General features: G+C 61.4%; 17 protein-coding genes. 8 read left to right on the plus strand and 9 right to left on the minus strand.

Translation table 11 applies throughout. The features are described 5' to 3' along the window. Nucleotides 1-59 precede the first annotated feature (59 nt). Nucleotides 60-971, plus strand: a complete 912-nt coding sequence (locus ACD590_RS17600) for a LysR substrate-binding domain-containing protein (protein WP_439020939.1) — start codon at nucleotides 60-62, stop codon at nucleotides 969-971. 265 nt (nucleotides 972-1,236) lie between these two features. Here the strand turns inward: ACD590_RS17600 and ACD590_RS17605 are convergent, their stop codons facing one another. Both ACD590_RS17605 and ACD590_RS17610 read right to left on the minus strand, forming a co-directional pair. Further along, the gene (locus ACD590_RS17605) at nucleotides 1,237-2,139 is read right to left on the minus strand and encodes an SDR family oxidoreductase (protein ID WP_113542486.1); all 903 of its coding nucleotides are present in this window, start codon (nucleotides 2,137-2,139) and stop codon (nucleotides 1,237-1,239) included. Nucleotides 2,140-2,226: 87 nt separating this feature from the next. Then, a complete protein-coding gene (locus tag ACD590_RS17610) occupies nucleotides 2,227-2,970 on the minus strand; it encodes an SDR family oxidoreductase (RefSeq protein ID WP_018243332.1) in 744 nt (247 codons plus the stop codon). A 119-nt stretch (nucleotides 2,971-3,089) separates the two neighbouring features. Between ACD590_RS17610 and ACD590_RS17615 the strand changes: the two genes are divergently transcribed. The 3 genes from ACD590_RS17615 to ACD590_RS17625 are packed head-to-tail and all read left to right on the plus strand — an operon-like array spanning nucleotide 3,090 to nucleotide 5,023. Continuing rightward, the gene (locus ACD590_RS17615; RefSeq protein ID WP_018243333.1) at nucleotides 3,090-3,998 is read left to right on the plus strand and encodes a LysR family transcriptional regulator; all 909 of its coding nucleotides are present in this window, start codon (nucleotides 3,090-3,092) and stop codon (nucleotides 3,996-3,998) included. A 39-nt stretch (nucleotides 3,999-4,037) separates the two neighbouring features. Continuing rightward, nucleotides 4,038-4,352, plus strand: coding sequence for a hypothetical protein (locus ACD590_RS17620; protein WP_018243334.1), 315 nt, complete (start codon nucleotides 4,038-4,040; stop codon nucleotides 4,350-4,352). Nucleotides 4,353-4,405: 53 nt separating this feature from the next. After that, a complete protein-coding gene (locus ACD590_RS17625) occupies nucleotides 4,406-5,023 on the plus strand; it encodes a DNA-3-methyladenine glycosylase (protein WP_439003105.1) in 618 nt (205 codons plus the stop codon). Nucleotides 5,024-5,083: 60 nt separating this feature from the next. Here the strand turns inward: ACD590_RS17625 and ACD590_RS17630 are convergent, their stop codons facing one another. From ACD590_RS17630 to ACD590_RS17640, 3 genes are read right to left on the minus strand one after another with little or no spacing between them, the layout of a single operon-like run. After that, nucleotides 5,084-6,625, minus strand: a complete 1,542-nt coding sequence (locus tag ACD590_RS17630) for a DHA2 family efflux MFS transporter permease subunit (protein ID WP_018243336.1) — start codon at nucleotides 6,623-6,625, stop codon at nucleotides 5,084-5,086. Further along, nucleotides 6,618-7,841 carry an HlyD family secretion protein gene (locus tag ACD590_RS17635; protein WP_018243337.1) on the minus strand — a complete coding sequence of 408 codons (1,224 nt, stop codon included), beginning with the start codon at nucleotides 7,839-7,841 and terminating at the stop codon, nucleotides 6,618-6,620. The genes ACD590_RS17630 and ACD590_RS17635 overlap by 8 nt, the downstream gene beginning before the upstream one ends. After that, nucleotides 7,834-8,298, minus strand: a complete 465-nt coding sequence (locus ACD590_RS17640) for a MarR family winged helix-turn-helix transcriptional regulator (protein ID WP_003542422.1) — start codon at nucleotides 8,296-8,298, stop codon at nucleotides 7,834-7,836. The genes ACD590_RS17635 and ACD590_RS17640 overlap by 8 nt, the downstream gene beginning before the upstream one ends. A gap of 523 nt (nucleotides 8,299-8,821) precedes the next feature. Between ACD590_RS17640 and ACD590_RS17645 the strand changes: the two genes are divergently transcribed. Together ACD590_RS17645 and ACD590_RS17650 are read left to right on the plus strand one after the other, a co-directional pair. Further along, the gene (locus tag ACD590_RS17645; protein WP_130758913.1) at nucleotides 8,822-9,997 is read left to right on the plus strand and encodes an efflux RND transporter periplasmic adaptor subunit; all 1,176 of its coding nucleotides are present in this window, start codon (nucleotides 8,822-8,824) and stop codon (nucleotides 9,995-9,997) included. Continuing rightward, complete coding sequence (locus tag ACD590_RS17650) at nucleotides 9,994-13,182, plus strand: efflux RND transporter permease subunit (RefSeq protein WP_018446911.1); 3,189 nt, start codon at nucleotides 9,994-9,996, stop codon at nucleotides 13,180-13,182. Before ACD590_RS17645 ends, ACD590_RS17650 begins: the two co-directional genes overlap by 4 nt. 30 nt (nucleotides 13,183-13,212) lie before the next feature. On the opposite strand, the gene ACD590_RS17655 is transcribed toward ACD590_RS17650, so the two are convergent. Then, a complete protein-coding gene (locus ACD590_RS17655) occupies nucleotides 13,213-13,989 on the minus strand; it encodes a metallophosphoesterase family protein (protein WP_018446912.1) in 777 nt (258 codons plus the stop codon). 164 nt (nucleotides 13,990-14,153) lie between these two features. On the opposite strand from ACD590_RS17655, the gene ACD590_RS17660 reads away from it, so the two are divergent. Then, nucleotides 14,154-15,281 (plus strand): monooxygenase, encoded by a 1,128-nt coding sequence (locus ACD590_RS17660; protein ID WP_439003106.1) that lies wholly within the window; start codon nucleotides 14,154-14,156, stop codon nucleotides 15,279-15,281. Here ACD590_RS17660 and ACD590_RS17665 read toward each other — a convergent pair whose 3' ends face one another. Next, nucleotides 15,282-15,746, minus strand: coding sequence for an RrF2 family transcriptional regulator (locus ACD590_RS17665; protein ID WP_439003555.1), 465 nt, complete (start codon nucleotides 15,744-15,746; stop codon nucleotides 15,282-15,284). A 176-nt stretch (nucleotides 15,747-15,922) separates the two neighbouring features. Further along, nucleotides 15,923-16,711: an SDR family NAD(P)-dependent oxidoreductase gene (locus ACD590_RS17670; RefSeq protein ID WP_018446915.1), complete on the minus strand. Its 789-nt coding sequence runs from the start codon at nucleotides 16,709-16,711 to the stop codon at nucleotides 15,923-15,925. 143 nt (nucleotides 16,712-16,854) lie between these two features. On the opposite strand from ACD590_RS17670, the gene ACD590_RS17675 reads away from it, so the two are divergent. Continuing rightward, nucleotides 16,855-17,625, plus strand: a complete 771-nt coding sequence (locus ACD590_RS17675) for a TIM barrel protein (protein WP_439003107.1) — start codon at nucleotides 16,855-16,857, stop codon at nucleotides 17,623-17,625. On the opposite strand, the gene ACD590_RS17680 is transcribed toward ACD590_RS17675, so the two are convergent. Further along, nucleotides 17,622-18,158 carry a hypothetical protein gene (locus ACD590_RS17680; RefSeq protein WP_222284086.1) on the minus strand — a complete coding sequence of 179 codons (537 nt, stop codon included), beginning with the start codon at nucleotides 18,156-18,158 and terminating at the stop codon, nucleotides 17,622-17,624. The two genes, ACD590_RS17675 and ACD590_RS17680, sit on opposite strands and share 4 nt — an antisense overlap. Nucleotides 18,159-18,249: the final 91 nt, after the last annotated feature.

Below are 18,249 nucleotides of genomic sequence, written 5' to 3' on the forward strand. Positions count from 1 at the left end.
CGATAACACTGTTCCAGATTTCGAACAATGGTGCAACGCAAACTGCGGATTTGAAACCGATGGATCAGCTCTCGGCAATGCGCGTCTTCATTCGCGTCGTGGAGACGGGCAATTTCACCCGCGCCGCCGACATGCTCGCCATGCCCAAGGCGACGGTGACCAATCTCATCCAGGGTCTGGAGGCGCATTTGCGCACCAAGCTTTTGAACCATACCACGCGCCGGGTGATGGTGACCACGGACGGTGCGCTTTATTACGAACGCGCCGCCCAGATTATTTCGGAACTAGAAGAGCTTGATGGCAGCCTCTCCAATTCGCAGAGCCTGCCGAGCGGGCGGCTGCGTGTCGAGATGGCCGGCGCTTTCGCCGATTGGATCGTCGTTCCGGCTCTTTGCGATTTCTATCAGCGTTATCCCGATATCCGTATCGACCTCGGTGTCGGCGACCGCACGGTCGATTATCTTGCGGAAAATGTCGATTGCGCGCTACGGGCCGGCACGCCGGCCGACCAGTCGCTGATTGCGCGGCGCGTCTCCGAAGTCGAGATGATCACCTGTGCTGCGCCGAGCTACATCCAGAAATTCGGCATGCCCGAGCGGCCCGAGGATCTGGAGGCTGATCATTACTCCGTCAACTATTTCCGCGCCCAGAACAACCGGACACTGCCCTTCGAATTTCGCCGGCACAACGAGGTGATCGAAACCAGTCCGCGTTACATCGCCTCGGTCAACGATAGCCGCACCTATCTGACAGCTGCGTTGACGGGCCTCGGCATCGCGCAGGTGCCGATCTTCATGGCGCGCGAGCCGATGGCAAGGGGCGAACTCGTCCGCGTGCTTCCGGATTGGCGTCGCGATCCGCTACCGCTTTACGTCGTCTACCCCCCGAACCGCCATCTCAGCAACAAGGTGCGCGTCTTCGTCGACTGGCTGGTGAAGCTTCTGGTCGAGGCGAGATTGAACGACGTCTGAGCGTTAAGACAAATACGGCCCGGAAGGCAGGGGAAACCTTCGACGGGCCGCAATGTACAACTTTGAACATCAAGCCTGTCGCACCATAGCAAGGGCGCGGCAGGCTTTGGAGGTCGGAAGAGAGCGGCAGGGAATTCCACTCTCTCGCGATAAAACAGATATACGCACTCCCCGCAGGATTGTAAGGAAAAATTCCGCAATCACGTTCACATAATTGCGATAACGGGTTGGCTCCCATGTTCCCGCGCCAGCGGCGGGCGGGATTTCAATTCCTGGCAGCCGGCTTCAGCAGGTCCCCGAGGCCGATGCGGCGGAACAATTCCGCCCGGACACGGTCGGCGACGCCGTTGACGATCTCCGCGCCGTCCTCGGATGGATCGATATGGACGCGGAACGGCCTCGTACCGAACGGCTTGCCGACGACATCGACGATGGCGACGGCTACCGTGCCGGCATCGGCGTCAACAGGTTCGAGTGCTGCCAGGCCCTGCAGCGCCTGTTCCGGCACACCCTTGTAGGGTCCTTCATTATATTCGGCGGCGCGGGCGGTATCATCCGGCGAACCGGAATGGGCGAAGTGGTTGGTGCCCTTGGTGAAGGCGCCGGGCACGATGATCGAGGTCTCGATGCCCCAGCGGGTAAGCTCGCTGGCATAGGAGACGGCAAGTGAATCCATCGCCGCTTTGGCGGCGAAATAGGGCGAGAGGTAGGGAGGCGTGCCGCCGCGGCTGCTCGACGACGATACCCAGACCAGCAGGCCTGTACCCTGCTTGCGCAGATAGGGGAGTGCCGCGCGGTTGACGCGCTGGGTGGAAAGCACGTTGATGTCGAAGAGCTCGGCGAACTGTTCCGGCGTGAAGGCTTCGGCCGGGCCGAAGGACATATGGCCGGCATTGTGGATGATGACATCGAGGCGGCCCTCATCGGCGAAAATCCTGGCGATACCGGATACAACCGAGGCGTCGGAGGCGACATCGAGTTCGACCGAGCGCAGATCGACGCTATTGTCCCTGGCGAATTCAGCCGCATCGGCGACGGCAGGAGCGTTGCGGCCTTCCGTGGCGCGCATGCCGGCATAGACGGTATGGCCGGCCTTCGCGAGGGCGCGGGCGGTAAGAGCGCCGAAACCGCTGGAAGCGCCGGTGATGATGATGACTTGCTTGCTCATGATCCTATTCCTTCTGGGTTCGATTGGGGTTGGTTGAAGTGGAAGCTTGAGGTTGGCGGCGGCATCGAGACAGCCGCCAGCCCTTCATCAGATCACGCCGCCATTGGCGCGCAGCGTCTGGCCGTTGATCCAGCCGCCGTCCGGACCGGCAAGAAAGGCAACCGCAGCGGCGATGTCTTCCGGTGTGCCGAGGCGTTCCAGCGGGTTCATCTTCGCCATGCGGGCGATCAGTTCGTCCGACTTGCCGTTGAGGAAAAGGTCGGTGGCCACAGGGCCAGGTGCGATGGCGTTGACCGTGATGTTGCGGCCCCGCATCTCCTTGGCCATGATCGCCGTCAATGTTTCCACGGCAGCCTTGGTGGCAGCGTAAACGCCATAGGTTTCGAGCTTCAGGCCGACGACCGACGTCGAGAAGTTGACGACCCGGCCGCCGTCACGCAGCCGCTTGGCGGCTTCCCGCAGCGTATTGAAGGTGCCCTTCAGATTGACGCCGATCTGCCGATCGAAATTGGCGTCATCGGCCTCGGCAAGCGAAGAGAGCATCATGATGCCGGCATTGTTGATAAGCACGTCGACGCCGCCGAAAGCGGCTTCCGCGGCATCGAACATGCGGCGGACGGCTTCGGCGTCGCTGACATCGGCTTTCGCCGTCAGCGCCTTGCCGCCGGCCTGCTCGATCTCCTGGACCAATTCCTCGGCCGGAGCGGCATTGCCGGAATAGTTGATGACGACGGTGAAACCGTCCTTGGCGAGGCGTCGGGCGACTGCCGCTCCAATGCCGCGGGAAGCACCGGTGACCAGTGCCACCTTGCCGTTTTCTTTGGAAGCCATTGTCCTTCTCCTTCATCCTGCGCCGCAGCGCGTTTTCAATGAGGAGAAGATGCACCTGTTCATTATGCGGATAATCATGCATTCTTCGGCATCACTATCCGGGAATCGCGAACAAAAAGATGGACAGATTTGATGCCATGCGCGTGTTTTGCCGCGTCGTGGAACGCCGCAGCTTCACGCTTGCCGCCGAAGACACCGGCCTGCCGCGCTCGACCGTCACCGATGCGATAAAGCAGCTCGAAGCCCGCCTCGGCGTGCGTCTGCTCCAGCGCACGACACGCCATGTCAGCCCGACGCTCGACGGCGAAGCCTATTACCAGCGCTGCCTGTCGATCCTTGCCGATATCGAAGATGCCGAAGGCGCTTTCGCCGGCGCCAAGCCGAAGGGCCTGCTGCGCGTCGATGTGCACGGCACGCTCGCCCGGCATTTCGTGCTGCCGAGCCTGCCGTCTTTTCTAGAGACCTATCCCGAGATCGAATTCTACATGAGCGAGGGCGACCGGCTGGTCGACCTGGTGCGCGAAGGCATCGATTGCGTGCTGCGCGTCGGCACGCCGCAAGACAGCGACATGGTCGCCCGGCGCGTTGCCTTGCTCGATGAGGTGACACTCGCCTCTCCTGAATATATCGCCACCCATGGCCTGCCGCAGCACCCTGACCGGCTTGACGGCCATCGCATGGTTGGCTTCCGCTCCAGCAGCACCGGCAGCCTGTTGCCGCTCGAATTCATCGTCGACGGCACGGTGCGTGACATCTCCATTCCCGCCACCGTCGCGGTCAACGCCGCCGAAAGCTATATTTCAGCGGCGAGGATGGGCCTCGGCATGATCCAGATTCCGCGCTATCACGCCGAAAAGGACCTTGCCGCGGGCACGCTGGTCCGCGTGCTGCAGGATTTTCCGCTGACCCCGACGCCGGTTTCCCTGCTCTACCCCCGTAACCGCCAGCTTTCGCCGCGCGTGCGCGTCTTCATCGACTGGCTGGTAAAGGTCTTCGCTCGACAAAATTCCGAAAACGCGCTTCACTAAAATGCGCCTTGCTAATATGAGCGCCCACGGAGAACGGCCATGGCACTCAACGATATCACCGTCTACCAGACGGAAGACGGCTTCGTCGTCGAATTCGGCGGCGAAGGCGAAGACAGCATTGCCGTGACGCTGCGCAGCACGCCTGAGCTGACGTCGGAAAATGCCGTCTTGCGTGCCAAGGCCCTGCTTGCCGCAGCGATCGAACCTGTCCATGGCGACGGCGCGCGCGGCAAGGACCCCGCTTTGCTCGAGGAAGAGCTGGAGGAGGGTCTGGAAGACTCCTTCCCGGCGAGCGACCCGGTCTCGGTCACATCATCCTCGATCCCGATGCGCGATCCGAATGCCGGCCGCTGATCCCTGTCGCGCAAACGCATGAAACGGTTTTGGGATGACGATAAGCGCGTTGAATGTTATCTGCGTCTGATATGACCGATGGTGGAACGATATCAGGCGCAATCGGCGCCGGCACGCTCACCGGCGAAAGCCTCAGGAAATTTTTCGAGCGCGATGCGATCGCCGTCTCTCGTGACCTGCTCGGCTGCCATCTGACCGTGGATGGCGTCGGCGGACGCATCACCGAGACCGAAGCTTATTTCCCCGATGACGAGGCCTCGCACAGCTTCCGCGGCCTGACCAAGCGCAACGGCGCCATGTATGGCAAGCCGGGCAACGTCTATATTTACCGTATCTACGGCATGTACTGGTGCCTGAATTTCGTCTGCCATCCGGGTTCGGCTGCACTCATCCGCGCCCTGGAGCCGGAAACGGGAATCCCTGTGATGATCGAGCGGCGCGGCACCGATATGCTGACGTCGCTCTGCAGTGGTCCCGGCAAGCTCTGCCAGGCACTCGGCATCGATATCGAGATCAATGACAGGCTGCTCGATCGCCCGCCCTATGCGATCACGCCGTCCGCACCGGTGCCGATCGTCTCGGGAAAACGCATCGGCATCACCAAAAATGCCGAAGCACTATGGCGCTTCGGCATTCAGGGATCGCGTTATCTCAGCAAGCCGTTCCGCTAGAGCATGATGCCGAAAAGCGCGACGCAGTTTTCCGTCCGGAATTGCGGCAACGCCTGGAGTTCATTCCATCACGGCGCTGTGGTCGACGGCAGGTGCTGCCTTCGGTTTGCGTAGCAATAGCACCAGCGGGATGACTGCAAGCGACATCAGCATCAGCAGCTTGAAATCGTCCATATAGGCAATGATCGTCGCTTGCAGCGTGATGACCTCGTTGAGCGAGGCGCGGCCGGCCGCAGTCACCGGGCTGAGCCCCTGCGCAGCCACCGCATTGAAAGCGTGATTGAACGGCGTCACATAGGCCGCGATCGATTCATGATTGCTCTGCGTGTTCTCGACGATCAGCGCCGAGACGATCGAGATGCCGACCGCCGAGCCGATGTTTCGCGACAAGTTGTAGAGACCGGTGCCGTCGCCGCGCATATGGGCGGGCAGCGTGGAAAAAGCGATCGTAGTCAGCGGCACGAACAGAAAGCCGAGACCGGCGCCCTGGATGAAGCCGACCGAGACGATCGTCCATTGCGAGACGTCGGGTGTCCAGCCGGTCATGTCATACATCGCCCATGCGGTGAGCCCCAAGCCGAGCGCCAGCAACGCGCGCGTATCGACCTTGCCGACCAGCCGCCCGACGATGAACATGCAGAGCATGGTGCCTAGCCCGCGCGGCCCCATGACGATGCCGGCGGTGATGACGGGATAGCCCATCAGCGTCTGCAGATAGGGCGTCATCAGCGCCAGTGAGGCGAGATAGGTAATGCCGATCACAAAGATGAAGATCATGCTGATCGAGAAGTTCTGGTCGAGGAACAGCTTCGGGTTCACGAAGGATTTCTCCGCGGTCAGCGTATGCACGACCAGCAGATAGAAGGCGGCAGCGCAAATCAGCGCCTCGACGACGATCTCGCCCGAGGAGAACCAGTCGAGCTGCTCGCCGCGGTCGAGAAAGAGCTGCAGCGCGGCAATACCGAGGCTCATCATCCCGAAGCCGAACCAGTCCAGTTTGGCGAGCAGATCCCTCTTGGTCTCGGTGACGAAGACGACGATGCCCATGAAGGCGAGCGCGCCGATCGGCACGTTGATATAAAATACCCAGCGCCAGCTGATATTGTCGGTCAGCCAGCCGCCGATGACGGGCCCAAGCACCGGCCCGACCATGACCGAGACGCCGAAAAGGGCCATGGCCGAGCCGCGCTCCTCGACCGTATAGATGTCGAGGAGGATGCCCTGGGAAAGCGGCACCAGCGATGCCCCGAACAGGCCCTGCAGCAGGCGGAAGGCGACGATCTGGTTCAGCGATTGCGCCAGGCCGCAGAGAACGGAGGCCGCAACGAAGCCGGCGATGGCGACGAGCAGCACGCGTTTGCGGCCGAACTTGGCGGCGAGGAAGCCCGACGGCGGCGTCATGATTGCCGCCGCGACGATATAGGAAGTCAGCACCCAGTTGATCTGGTCGGCAGAGGCCGACACGCTGCCCTGGATATAGGGCAGCGCGACGTTGGCGATCGTCGTGTCCAGCGCCTGCATGATGACGGCGAGAATGACGCAAGCCGTGATCGCACCGCGATTGGCAATCGGCGTCGCCGGAGAAGCAGAAGCGTTACTCATGATCCTTGCCCTGAGGCCGACCCAGAAGCTTGTTGACGAAATCAGGCAGGCCGCGGGCATGGCCGGTCTCGACATCGACCACCGTGCTCATGCCGACGCGCAGCGGCGGCTTGCCCTCGGTGTCCTCGATGCTGACGCGCATCGGAATGCGCTGGACGACCTTCACCCAGTTGCCCGTAGTGTTTTGCGCCGGCAGCAGCGAGAAGCTGGAGCCGGAGGCCGGGCTGATGCTCTCAACCTTGCCCTTCCATGTCACGCCGGGATAGGTGTCGATATAGATCTCGGCCGTCTGGCCGGGCTTGACGTAGGTGAGTTCAGTTTCCTTCGGGCTGGCGGCGATCCACAAATGGTCGGTGGCAACAAGTGAGAAGGCCTGCTGCGAAGCCTGCAGGTAGGAACCGACCTGCAGCGCGTTGACATTGGTGACGATGCCGTCGAATGGCGCCTTGACGACGCTGTGGTCGAGTTCGCGCTGGGCATTGTCGACCTGCGACTTGGCCTGCAGGTAGAGCGGGTTTTCCTCGACCGGCTGGTCGGCATTGCCGCCGAGCTGGGCGAGTGTCGTTGCGGCTTCCGCCTTGGCGACGGCAACCTTCTGCTGCGCGGCTTCCAGATTGTGCTTGGCTTCGTCATAGGCCGACTGCGTCGCGCTGCCGTTGTTGACGAGGTTTTGCTGCCGGTCAAACTGATCCTGATAATAGGGCAGGTCGGCTTGCGCCTGGGTGATCTCGGCAAGCGACTGCTGATAGCTGGCCTTGAGATTCATGATCTGGTTGCGCTGCGCGCCGAGCTGCGCCTTGGCGCCATCGAGCGCAATCTTGAAAGAATCCGACCGCAGGCTGAAGAGCACCTGCCCCGCCTTGACGGCCTCGTTCTCATGCACGTTGATCTGGTCGACGATACCCGAGACATCGGTGGTAAGCCCGACCATGTCGGCCTGGATATAGGCGTTGTCCGTCGACATCACCTGGCCGCCATTGACGTAATAATAACCGCCGACGACGAGCGCCACCGGCAGCAAGGCAAACAGGATCGGCCGCGTGAGACTGCGCCGGCGGCGGACCTTGTTGCCGCCAGGCGCAGCCACGGCGGCAGCCGGCGCTGAATTGGATGAAGGCGCTTCGGCTACCGTTTCCTGCTGTTTCTCTTGGTTTTCTTCGACAGGGTTCTTGGCACTGGCGTCGGCAACGACGCGGAGGGGGGATTGATCAGCCATCGTTCGTCTCATTCTCGTCAACCGGGCTCCGGCATGCCTGAACCAGGTTCGTCTTCATTACGGATAGGATGTGGAAAAGCTGCTCGCGCTGCTCGGCCGAGACGCCTTGCAACGCTTCCGCACGGGTGGTGTCGCCGAGCTCGCGCATTTCGGCGAGCAGCGGGTGCGCCTCGTCGCGCATGTAGAGAAGCCAGATGCGTCGGTCGGTCGGGTGCTGGCGGCGCTCGATCAGCCCGCGTTCGGCGAGCTTGTCGAGAATGCGCACCAGCGTGATCGGCTCGACTTCGAGGATTTCGGCAAGGCCACCTTGATGGATGCCTTCGTTATTCGAGAGATAGGCAAGCGTCTGCCATTGCGACCGGGTCAGCCCAAGGCACTTCGCGCGCTGCTCGAACCGCTTGCGCAGCAGCCGTGCGACGTCGTGGAGAAGGAAACCGAGGGTGGGAGTGGCGTTCATGAAAACCTGTGCCGTTATTTATAAGCATACTTATAATATCGGTAGATATATTGAGCATGCGCGTCGCACAAGGGCATGGACGGCAGATTCAACGGCAGCGGCTAAAATGCCGCAGACCGGTCAAGCATATCCTGTGGCTCCTCCCTTTCGCCGTCCGATGCGCCGCGCCGACGAGATCGATATCTTTGAATTTCTCAGGAGCTCGACTGGGCCGAACTCGCCGCTCTGCCACCCGGCAGAGACGAGATCGTCGAGAGCTGATGCCCCCTGTAACGTTTTGATGGATTGCGGAATCGTTACCAATTGGCATTTGCAATTTTTCGCCGCTGCCGTTTATAGTCCAATTCCATAGGGTTACGATTTTTCTGATGTGCATTGCGTGCCGGCCTTCCTTTTCCAAGGGATTGAACGCCGGGGGAATCATGGGGGCAGAGGCCCTCGTTCAAAGCAGCAAGACCTGAACAGCATCACTTCATCTTGAGGTTGGCGGCAGTGAATCGGCCGTCGAGATTGGAGGACCGGTATGACTTACGCGCTTCGACAGATGGTGGTGCTTGGCTATATTGCCGCATTCATGCCTCTCCCCGCGCTGGCCCAGAGCGCCCCACCGCCCCCGCCCGTCACCGTCGCCAAGCCGGTCGTTCGCGATGTCGTCGACAGCGACGAGTTCATCGGCCGTTTCGAGCCGGTCGACGAAGTCTCCGTTCGCTCGCGCGTCGGTGGTTACCTGCAGGAAATCCATTTCCAGGACGGCGCATTGGTCAAGCAGGGCGACCTGCTCTTCGTTATCGATCAGCGGCCGTTCGTAACCGCGCTCAATCAGGCAAAAGCGACACTCGAATCGTCGCAATCGGCCCTGGTCTTTGCCGATGCGCAATATAAACGCGCGCAGTCGCTTGCTGCGAGCGGCAGCCAGTCGGCGCAGACGCTGGATGATCGCCGCCGGGAATTCGATTCGGCCGAGGCCAATGTCCGCGGCGCGCAGGCCGCAGCCGATCGCGCCTCTCTCGACATGGAATATACCGAGATCAAGGCGCCGCTCAGCGGCCGCATCGACCGCCGGCTGATCTCGGCCGGCAACCTCGTGCAGACCGACCAGACTGTGTTGACGACGATCGTTTCGCTCGACCCGATCGATTTCTATTTCGACGTCGATGAGCGCCGCCTGCTGAATTTCGCCGACACGGCGCGCAAACTGGGCAAGGATCTCCAGCAGGGCGGCGGCGGACTGGATGTATCCGTGACGATCTCGGATCCCAGTGCCAAACCATTCAAGGGAAAGCTCGATTTCGCCGAGAACCGGGTCGACAATGAGAGTGGCACCATTCGTCTCCGTGCCCGCTTCCCCAACCCAGATCTCGTCCTCCAGCCCGGCCTTTTCGGTCGCATACAGGTCGAAGCCTCCAACACTTACCAGGCCATCCTCGTCCCCGACGAGGCCATCGGCTCGGACCAGAATGAGCGCGTCGTTTATATCGTCGGGACAGACGGCACGGTTTCGACCAAGCCGGTGAGACCCGGACCGCGGCTCTACGGCTACCGTGTCATACGCGAGGGCCTTGACGGCACCGAGACGATCATCGTCAACGGCCTGATGCGCGCCCGGCCGGGTGCAAAGATCACGCCTCAGATGACCGAACTGCCGCAGGAGCGGCAGGACACTGCGCCCGAAACCGCCGGCGCGGAGAGCGGACAATGAGATTTGCTCATTTTTTCGTGGACCGGCCGATCTTTGCGGCCGTGATCTCGATCCTTCTTCTCGTCGTCGGCGGCATTGCCTATACGCAATTGCCGGTATCGCAGTATCCGGAGATAGCGCCGCCGACCATCGTCGTGCGCACCTCCTATCCGGGTGCCGACCCGCAGACGATCGCCGATACCGTTTCGACGCCGCTCGAACAACAGATCAACGGCGTCGAAGACATGCTTTATATGTCTTCTTACTCCAGCGCTGACGGCGCCATGTCGCTGACGATCACCTTCAAGCTCGGCACCGATCTGGACAAGGTCCAGGTGCTCGTCCAGAACCGCGTTTCCATCGCCCTTCCCCGTCTTCCCGAGGAAGTCCAGCGGCTTGGCGTGACCACCGACAAAAGCTCGCCGGATCTGATGATGGTGGTCCACCTGCTTTCGCCATCGCACCGCTATGACCAGCTTTACGTCTCGAACTACGCCCGCAACCGCATCCGCGACGTTCTCGTGCGCCTTGACGGCGTCGGCGACGTGCAGATCTTTGGCGAGCGCCAGTATTCGATGCGAATCTGGCTGGATCCGGAAAAGCTCTCCGCTTACGGGATGACATCCGATGACGTCGTCTCCGCGTTGAGAGATCAGAACGTCCAGGTATCAGGCGGCAAGATCGGTGCCCCACCCGTCACCGGCAAGAATGCATTCGAATATACGGTGCGAACGGATGGCCGCTTCTCCGACGTGCGCGAGTTCCGATATGTCATTGTGAAATCGACGACATCGGGGCGGCTCGTGCAGTTGCAGGATGTCGCCCGGATCGAACTCGGCGCACAGGATTACGTCACCAACAGTTATCTCAACAACGATCCCGCAGTTGCTCTCGGCATCTTCGCCCGGCCGGGAACCAACGCCCTGGACACGGCCCATCAAGTCCAGACGCTCATGAAGGACATATCCCAGAATTTCCCGCCGGGTCTGGAATATCGTATCGTCTACGACACGACCGAATTCATCTCGGATTCGATCACCGAGGTCTATAGAACCATTGCAGAAGCGGCCATCCTGGTGGCAATCGTCGTTCTTGTCTTCCTGCAATCCTGGCGAACCGCGATCATTCCGATCATTGCCATCCCGGTATCGCTGATCGGCACCTTCGCCGTCCTGCTCGCCTTTGGCTTCTCGCTCAACATGCTCACCCTGTTCGGTCTCGTACTGGCGATCGGTATCGTAGTCGATGACGCGATCGTGGTGGTGGAAAACGTCGAGCGCAATCTGGCACGCGGCATGACGCCGAAGCAGGCGTCTCACGTCACGATGGACGAAGTCGGAACCGCCGTCGTCGCCATCTCGCTGGTGCTGATCGCCGTGTTCGTGCCGACAGCCTTCATTCCAGGCATCTCTGGCCAGTTCTACCGGCAGTTCGCGGTCACCATCTCCGTCACCACTGCAATTTCCGCATTGAATTCGCTCACACTGTCGCCCGCGCTCGCAGGCATATTGCTGAAAACCCATGACCATGAAACCAAACGCATGAATGTCGCATCCCGTGTGGGAAGGGGGCTTGCAAACGGCTTCAACCATGGATTCGATCGGCTGAGTTCCGGCTATTCATGGACCGTTCGGCATCTGGTCAGCAGCTGGATTGGGTTGACAGCCGCGATGGTCACCTTCGCCTGCCTGCTCGGAGCGACCTGGTATATGGGCACGAAAGTTCCCGCGGGCTTTATCCCGACCATGGACCAGGGTTACGCCATCATCGTCATACAGCTACCGGACGGCGCCTCGCTCGCGCGTACCGATGCCGTCGTCAAACAGGTGGGCGATATCGCCCGCACCGTGCCCGGCGTCGGCAATGCCGTGCAATTTGCCGGCTTCAGCGGGGCGACGTTCACCAATGCCTCGAATGCCGGCGTCGTCTTCGTCCCGTTCAAATCCTTTGCCGAACGTGAAGAAGGCGGGGAGAATGCCAACAAGATCATCGGCGAGCTTTACGGAAAGCTGCAAAGCATCCAGGAAGCCTTCATCATTGCCATCCCGCCGCCATCCGTGCGTGGCGTCGGCAATTCCGGCGGCTTCAAGATGCAGATTTCCGATCTCGAGAACGCCGACATGACGCGCGTGCTCGGCCTCGCCCGGCAGATGATGGGTGCGGCGGCAACGACCGAGGGGCTGACCGGCGTCTTTACGACATTCTCCGATGCAAGCCCGCAATATTTCCTGGCGATCGACCGCGACAAGGCGCGTTTCCTGAATGTGCCGATCCCCAATATCTTCAACGCCCTTTCCATCAATCTCGGCGTCGCCTATGTGAACGATTTCAATGCGTTCGGCCGCGTCTACCAGGTTCGCGCCCAGGCCGATCGGCAATACCGCATGGACCGGGAAGACATCCTCGCCCTGAAGGTCCGGTCGGCGACCGGCGCGCTGGTTCCGCTTGGAACCTTGATGGACATCCAGGATGCCAGCGGCCCGGCGCTTGTCCAGCGCTACAACATGTACGTCTCGGTGCCGCTTCAGGGCAATCCAACGCCGGGCACGTCGACCGGTGATGCCATCGCCAAGATGGAAGCGCTGGCGGCGAAGATCCTGCCGCAGGGGACCACCTTCGAATGGACGGAACTCGCCTATCAGGAGACCCACACCGGCAACACCGCCATTTATATCTTTGCCCTGTCCGTCGTCTTCGTCTTCCTGGCGCTGGCGGCACAATATGAAAGCTGGGTTCTGCCCTTGGCGATCATTCTCATCGTCCCGCTTGCGGTGCTCGCGGCATTGATCGGGGTCTCTCTGAGGGGAATGGACAACAATGTCCTGACGCAGATCGGCCTGATCGTTCTGATCGGCCTTGCGGCCAAGAACGCCATTCTGATCGTCGAATTCGCCAGGCAAGCGGAAGACGAGGGCAAGTCGCCGGTGGAGGCGGCTATCGAGGCCAGCCATCTTCGCCTGCGCCCGATCCTGATGACGGCATTCGCCTTCATCTTCGGTGTTCTGCCGCTTGCCATCGCCACCGGCCCCGGCGCCGAAATGCGCCAGTCGCTCGGTACCGCCGTCTTTTCGGGCATGCTCGGTGTGACGATCTTCGGCCTGTTCCTGACGCCAGTCTTCTACGTCGTGCTGCGCGGCTGGCGCCGCAAGCGGCCGGCCACTGTAGAGCCAGCGAAGACAGAGCCGGTCAAGGAAGGGGTCGTCTGAGACGATCCCACCCGGCTGAGGAAACGGAAGTCAGGTCGAAAACAGATGCACCTTGCCCTGCCACAAGCGGGCGACGGTCAGTCTGCCGCTGCGGTAGGCGCGCGTATCGATATTGAGCCGCCTCGGCCGTATATCGGGTTCGTCGTTCGGCGTGTGGCCGTGAACGACGAGTTTTGGTAGCGGCACCCGGCTTTCGAGAAACCGCTGGCGGATGAGGACCAGATCCTCGTCCGTCTGCCTGTCGAGCGGCAGTTTCGGATTGATGCCGGCATGCACGAAAATCACGCTTGGGGTTTCCAGCAGGACAGGCATCGCCCGCATGAAATCGATATGCGTACGCGGCAGCGACTGCCGTATGAAGGCATCGAGCTTCGCGCCAGTGGGGAAGACCAGCGGCAGGTGCTCCGGATCGAGGCCATAGGATTTGAGCAGCTCCGCTGACCCCATCTGCATCCAATCGTCATAGGAGATCCAGCCGTCGATATAGTCGAGCATGGCGACTTCGTGATTGCCGGCAAGGCAGATGCGGTCGAATCCATCCGGCGGCGGCTCCATGAGATGGTCGATGACCTGTGACGATTCCGGGCCGCGGTCGATATAGTCGCCGAGCGTGACGATCAGCTTACGCCCGGGCAACTGCCCGCCATCGCGCAGGATCGCCGCCTCGGCTTTCACAAGCAGATCGTAGCGACCGTGAATATCGCCGATCGCATAGGTTGGGATACCGGCAATATCCAGCGTCAGACGCGGTCTCGGCTGGCGCGCCATTTTCGAAACCTCGCTGTTGCGAGCACGAGAGTCGCTCATCATATTTCTCGAATAAGGAAGCCCCACTTCACCGTAAGTAGCGTGGAGAACAGGGCAATCAAGCTGGTAAGAAAATTCAAAGCACACGGGTTTTGTAGAAAAACCGGCCTTATCATTCGAGGGGCAATCCCTCACTCCTATATCCATAGAGAAAAGAGTGACCGATGGGAACGGTATCGCAGTTTCATGAGAGCCTGAGGCCTCCCGCGCATCGCATCGAAAGCGAAGAGGAGGCAATATCCACGGCCCGCGATCTCGCCGCCTCATTCCGGCGTCAGGCGAGCGAGCGCGATATCAACCGCATCCTGCCCTTTGCCGAGCTTGATGCGCTGTCGGTGTCCGGGCTGACGGCAATCGCCGTACCGCCTGACCATGAAGGGCTCGACGTGTCGAACGCCCTGCTCGCCGAAATCGTTGCAATCATCGCCGAGGGCGATGCCTCGATCGGCGAGGCGCTGGAAAATCACTTTTGCGTACTGGAAACGCTCCGCACCCAGGCTGCCGAGGATTTGAAGGCATCGCTGTTTGCCCGTGTGCTGCTCGGCGACCGCTTTTCGGCCGCCACCTTCACCGATGGGGCCGAGCTTACCGCCGAAGGTCCGGGCTACCGCCTGAGTGGGCGCACGCGGCAGGCGCCCGGTATTCTATTCGCCGACTGGATCGCCGCTGCTGCCACCGCCCCGCCCAGCCGCCCGGTGACGCTCTATCTCGCACGCGATGATGAAGGCGTGCAGGTGGTCGACGATTGGGACGGCTTCGGCCAGCGCACCAATGGATCAGCGACCGCGATCGTCGGCACGCTTCACGTCAATGCAGATGCGATTGCCCCTGCCCCCTCCTCTGGATATTCGACCGGCATCTCGCTCGGCCTGCTGCTCAAGGCCGGCGTCAGCCTGGGCATCGCGCGGGCCACATGGAGCGACCTGATGGCCGCGATTGGCGATCGCAGCGCGACCATCCTCCCCCGAATCGGCGAGCGCGCCATCCGCATCGAAGCGACGGCGGCAGCCTTGGAACGGGCTGGCCGCAAACTCGACATTGCCCAGGTCAATCCTATGGAGGCAGCGATGGCGGACGCGCATTTTTCCGCCTCGGCCGCCGCAATCCTTGCCGGGGAAACGGCGCTCGACACCGCAAACGCGCTGTTTGAACTTGCAGGAGAAACTTCGGCCGGCATCGGCCTCAATCTCGACCGCCATTGGCGCAATGCCCGCATTCACGCGCTATCGCTGCCGCGGGATAAGTTGATGCACACCGCAGGCGAATATATATCGAAGGCCGGCGGCGCCTAATCAGCTGGCGGCGGAGATCGGGAATTGTTCTTTGGCGCCTTCGATGCGGCCGCCGTCGGCGACGAACTGCTCGAGGGTCATATTGTCGAGAATGGCGGCGATCGCGTCACGAACATCGATCATCGAGCGCCGCACCTGACAGGTCTCGGGATCGGCACAGTCGTCGCAGGCCTCGTAAGCCGTACGGCTGGCGCAGCGGATCGGCGCCAACGGCCCGTCGAGCGTGCGGATGACATGGCCGATGCGGATTTCGGAGGCCGGCCGTGACAAAGAATAGCCGCCGCCCGGTCCCTTCTTCGAGCGCAGGATGCCGACATTGCGCAGTTCGAGCAGAATGGTATCGAGAAACTTCTTCGGGATATTGTTGCGGGCGGCGATGTCATTGATGAAGGCAGTCTCGCCCGGCGCCAGCCGCGCCAGGTCGACCAGCGCCTTCAGCCCGTATTTTCCCTTTTTCGTCAGCATCGTCGTCGCCTTGTAGAAATCGCAGTATTTATCCTGCCAATAGCAGGCAAATAGCGTCAAAAGCGTGAACATACAACAAAATAGCTATTATTTATAGCTTGTATCGGCAACGTCCACAGAAACGCCCGGCAGCCCTGAGAAAGACCGGCGGCCGCGCGCCCTGCCGGCAGTCTCGGTCAGATCGTCTTCAGCATGCCGCCATCGACGAAATAGGTCGAGCCGATGCAATAGCTCGCGCGCTCCGAACTCAGGAAGACGAAGACGTTTGCCAGCTCCTGCGGTGTGCCGAAGCGTTTGGAGGCGGCGTGCTCATTGGCAACGCTCTGCAGGTAGCCTTCCCAGTTCCCGCCGGTTTCGGCCGTCAATTGTTTGGCGGTCTTGATCCAGTCGGGCGTCAGGATCAGGCCGGCATTGACGCAGTTGACACGGATATTGTCCTTGATGAGTTCAGTCGAGAGCGTCTTCGAAAACATCATCAGCGCCGACTTGCTGACATTGTAGATCGGCTCGTACCAGAGCGGCTGAACGGCACAGATCGAGGCGTTGTGCAGGATCACACCGCCGCCGCGCTCCTTCATCTGCGGGGCGATGCCGCGCGCCAGCCGCACGGCGGCCATCACATGCAAGTCCCAATAGGTCTGCCACTTCTCGTCGGGTGCCTCCATTACCGTCTCGTTCGATCCGGTGCCGGCATTGTTGATGAGGATATCGGCGCCGCCTTTTTCGGCCGCCGCCGCTATGATCGCCTCGGTTCCCGCAACCGTCGCCACATCGGCGACAACAGCGGCGGCGCTGACCCCGTATGTCTCGGCGATACGGGCGGCTTCCGCCTCGAGCCGTTCGCCGCCGCGCGCTGCCAGCACGAGGTTGGCGCCCTCAGCCGCCAGCCCCTCGGCGATCGCCAGCCCGATGCCGACCGATGCACCTGTTATGACGGCAGTTTTTCCCTTCAATCCGAGATCCATGTCTTCCTCCGCAAACGGCCGGAGATTCCGGCCTGATGGGCTGAGTGTTCCGCCAATGAATCCCGGCGTCAAGCGCCCTGAACACCTCTTGCGGCAGGCGCCGATCTGTCGCATGCCTGCATCAACACTTGGGAGGAGTTTTCATGCGACGTTATTCAGCCTGCATAGAGTGGCTGTTTGCCGAAGAAGGCGACAGCTTTCCCGATCGCATCCGCCACGCCCATGCGGCCGGGCTGACGGCGATCGAATTCTGGCGCTGGACCGACAAGGATCTGGACGCGATCGAGGCAGCGCTGAAGGAAACCGGCCTTGCCGTCACCAGCCTCGTCGCCGAACCGATGATCGCGCTGACCGACGCCGCCAACCGGCAGGCCTGGCTGAAAGGCCTGGCTGAATCCGTCACTGTCGCGAAACGTCTTGGCGCGCCGGTGCTGATCGCACAGGCGGGTGACGATCTCCCGGGCTTGACTCGCGAAGAACAGCGCCGGGCAGTCACCGAAACGCTGAGAGCCGGCGCCGATATCCTCAAAGGCAGCGGTGTCCGCCTCGGCGTCGAGCCGCTCAATATCCGCATCGACCATGTCGGCTACTTCCTCGATTCGACCCGAGAAGGCCTCGATATCATCGATGACGTCGCCCGCCCCGAGATTGGCATCGTCTACGACATCTACCATTCCGCAGTGATGGACGAACGTACCGAAGAGGTGCTGAACGGCCGCCTCGACCGTATCATCCACGTCCATGTCGCCGATCACCCAGGCCGCAACGAACCGGGTTCCGGCGGCATCGACCTTGCTCCGCGCCTCGGCTGGATCTTCGCCAACGGCTATGACGGCGCCGTCGGTTTGGAATACCGGCCGACCAGGCCCGGTGTGGGCGCAGTCAAGGCCGCGATTGCATCGCTCTGCGGTTAGGCTGAGCTGGCGCCTTCGGCGAAGGCTTCAAGCTCGGGATCGAAATCGACCTCGACGACATTGTTGAAGACGGCGGTGGCCAGCATGATGCCGGCGAAGGCGACGAGATCGACGAGCACTTTGGTCTCGTAGCGCTCTTTCAGCTTTACCCAGAGTTCAGCGGGAACGGCGTTGGAATCGGCGACGATCGCCTTGCCGAAGGCGTCGAGCAGCGCCTCTTCGTCGGAAAGCTCCAGCGCGTCGGGATTGAAACCCTTGTTGATCAGCGCCCGGCGAAAGAAGGTGATGGCGATCTTCGATTGCGCCGCCTTCGAGATCGCATGCGAGAAGATCCAGATCGCCCGGTCGTTGATCGCGGGGTCGAGTTCGGCGCGCAGCGTGAACCATTCGGCATAGATGCGATGGGCGGCCGGCGAATGCAGCAGCGTGCGCTTCATGTTGGTCATCCGCCCGCGCAGCCTGATTTCCTCGTCATGCGCCGCACGAACCTCTTCCGAAGCGGTGTCGTAATCGATCTGCGGGAGGTGGCTCATCGGGTCCGTTCTTTCCTTTGTGCATAGAAGCTATCGGGGCGCCGAGATATTGTGCGACAGCCCAGCGGCAAATCCGCTTGGCCGCCGCCCG

The sequence above is a fragment of the Rhizobium sp. 862_C5_N1_2 genome (assembly GCF_051811205.1).
Taxonomy (GTDB): Bacteria; Pseudomonadota; Alphaproteobacteria; order Rhizobiales; family Rhizobiaceae; genus Rhizobium; species Rhizobium leguminosarum.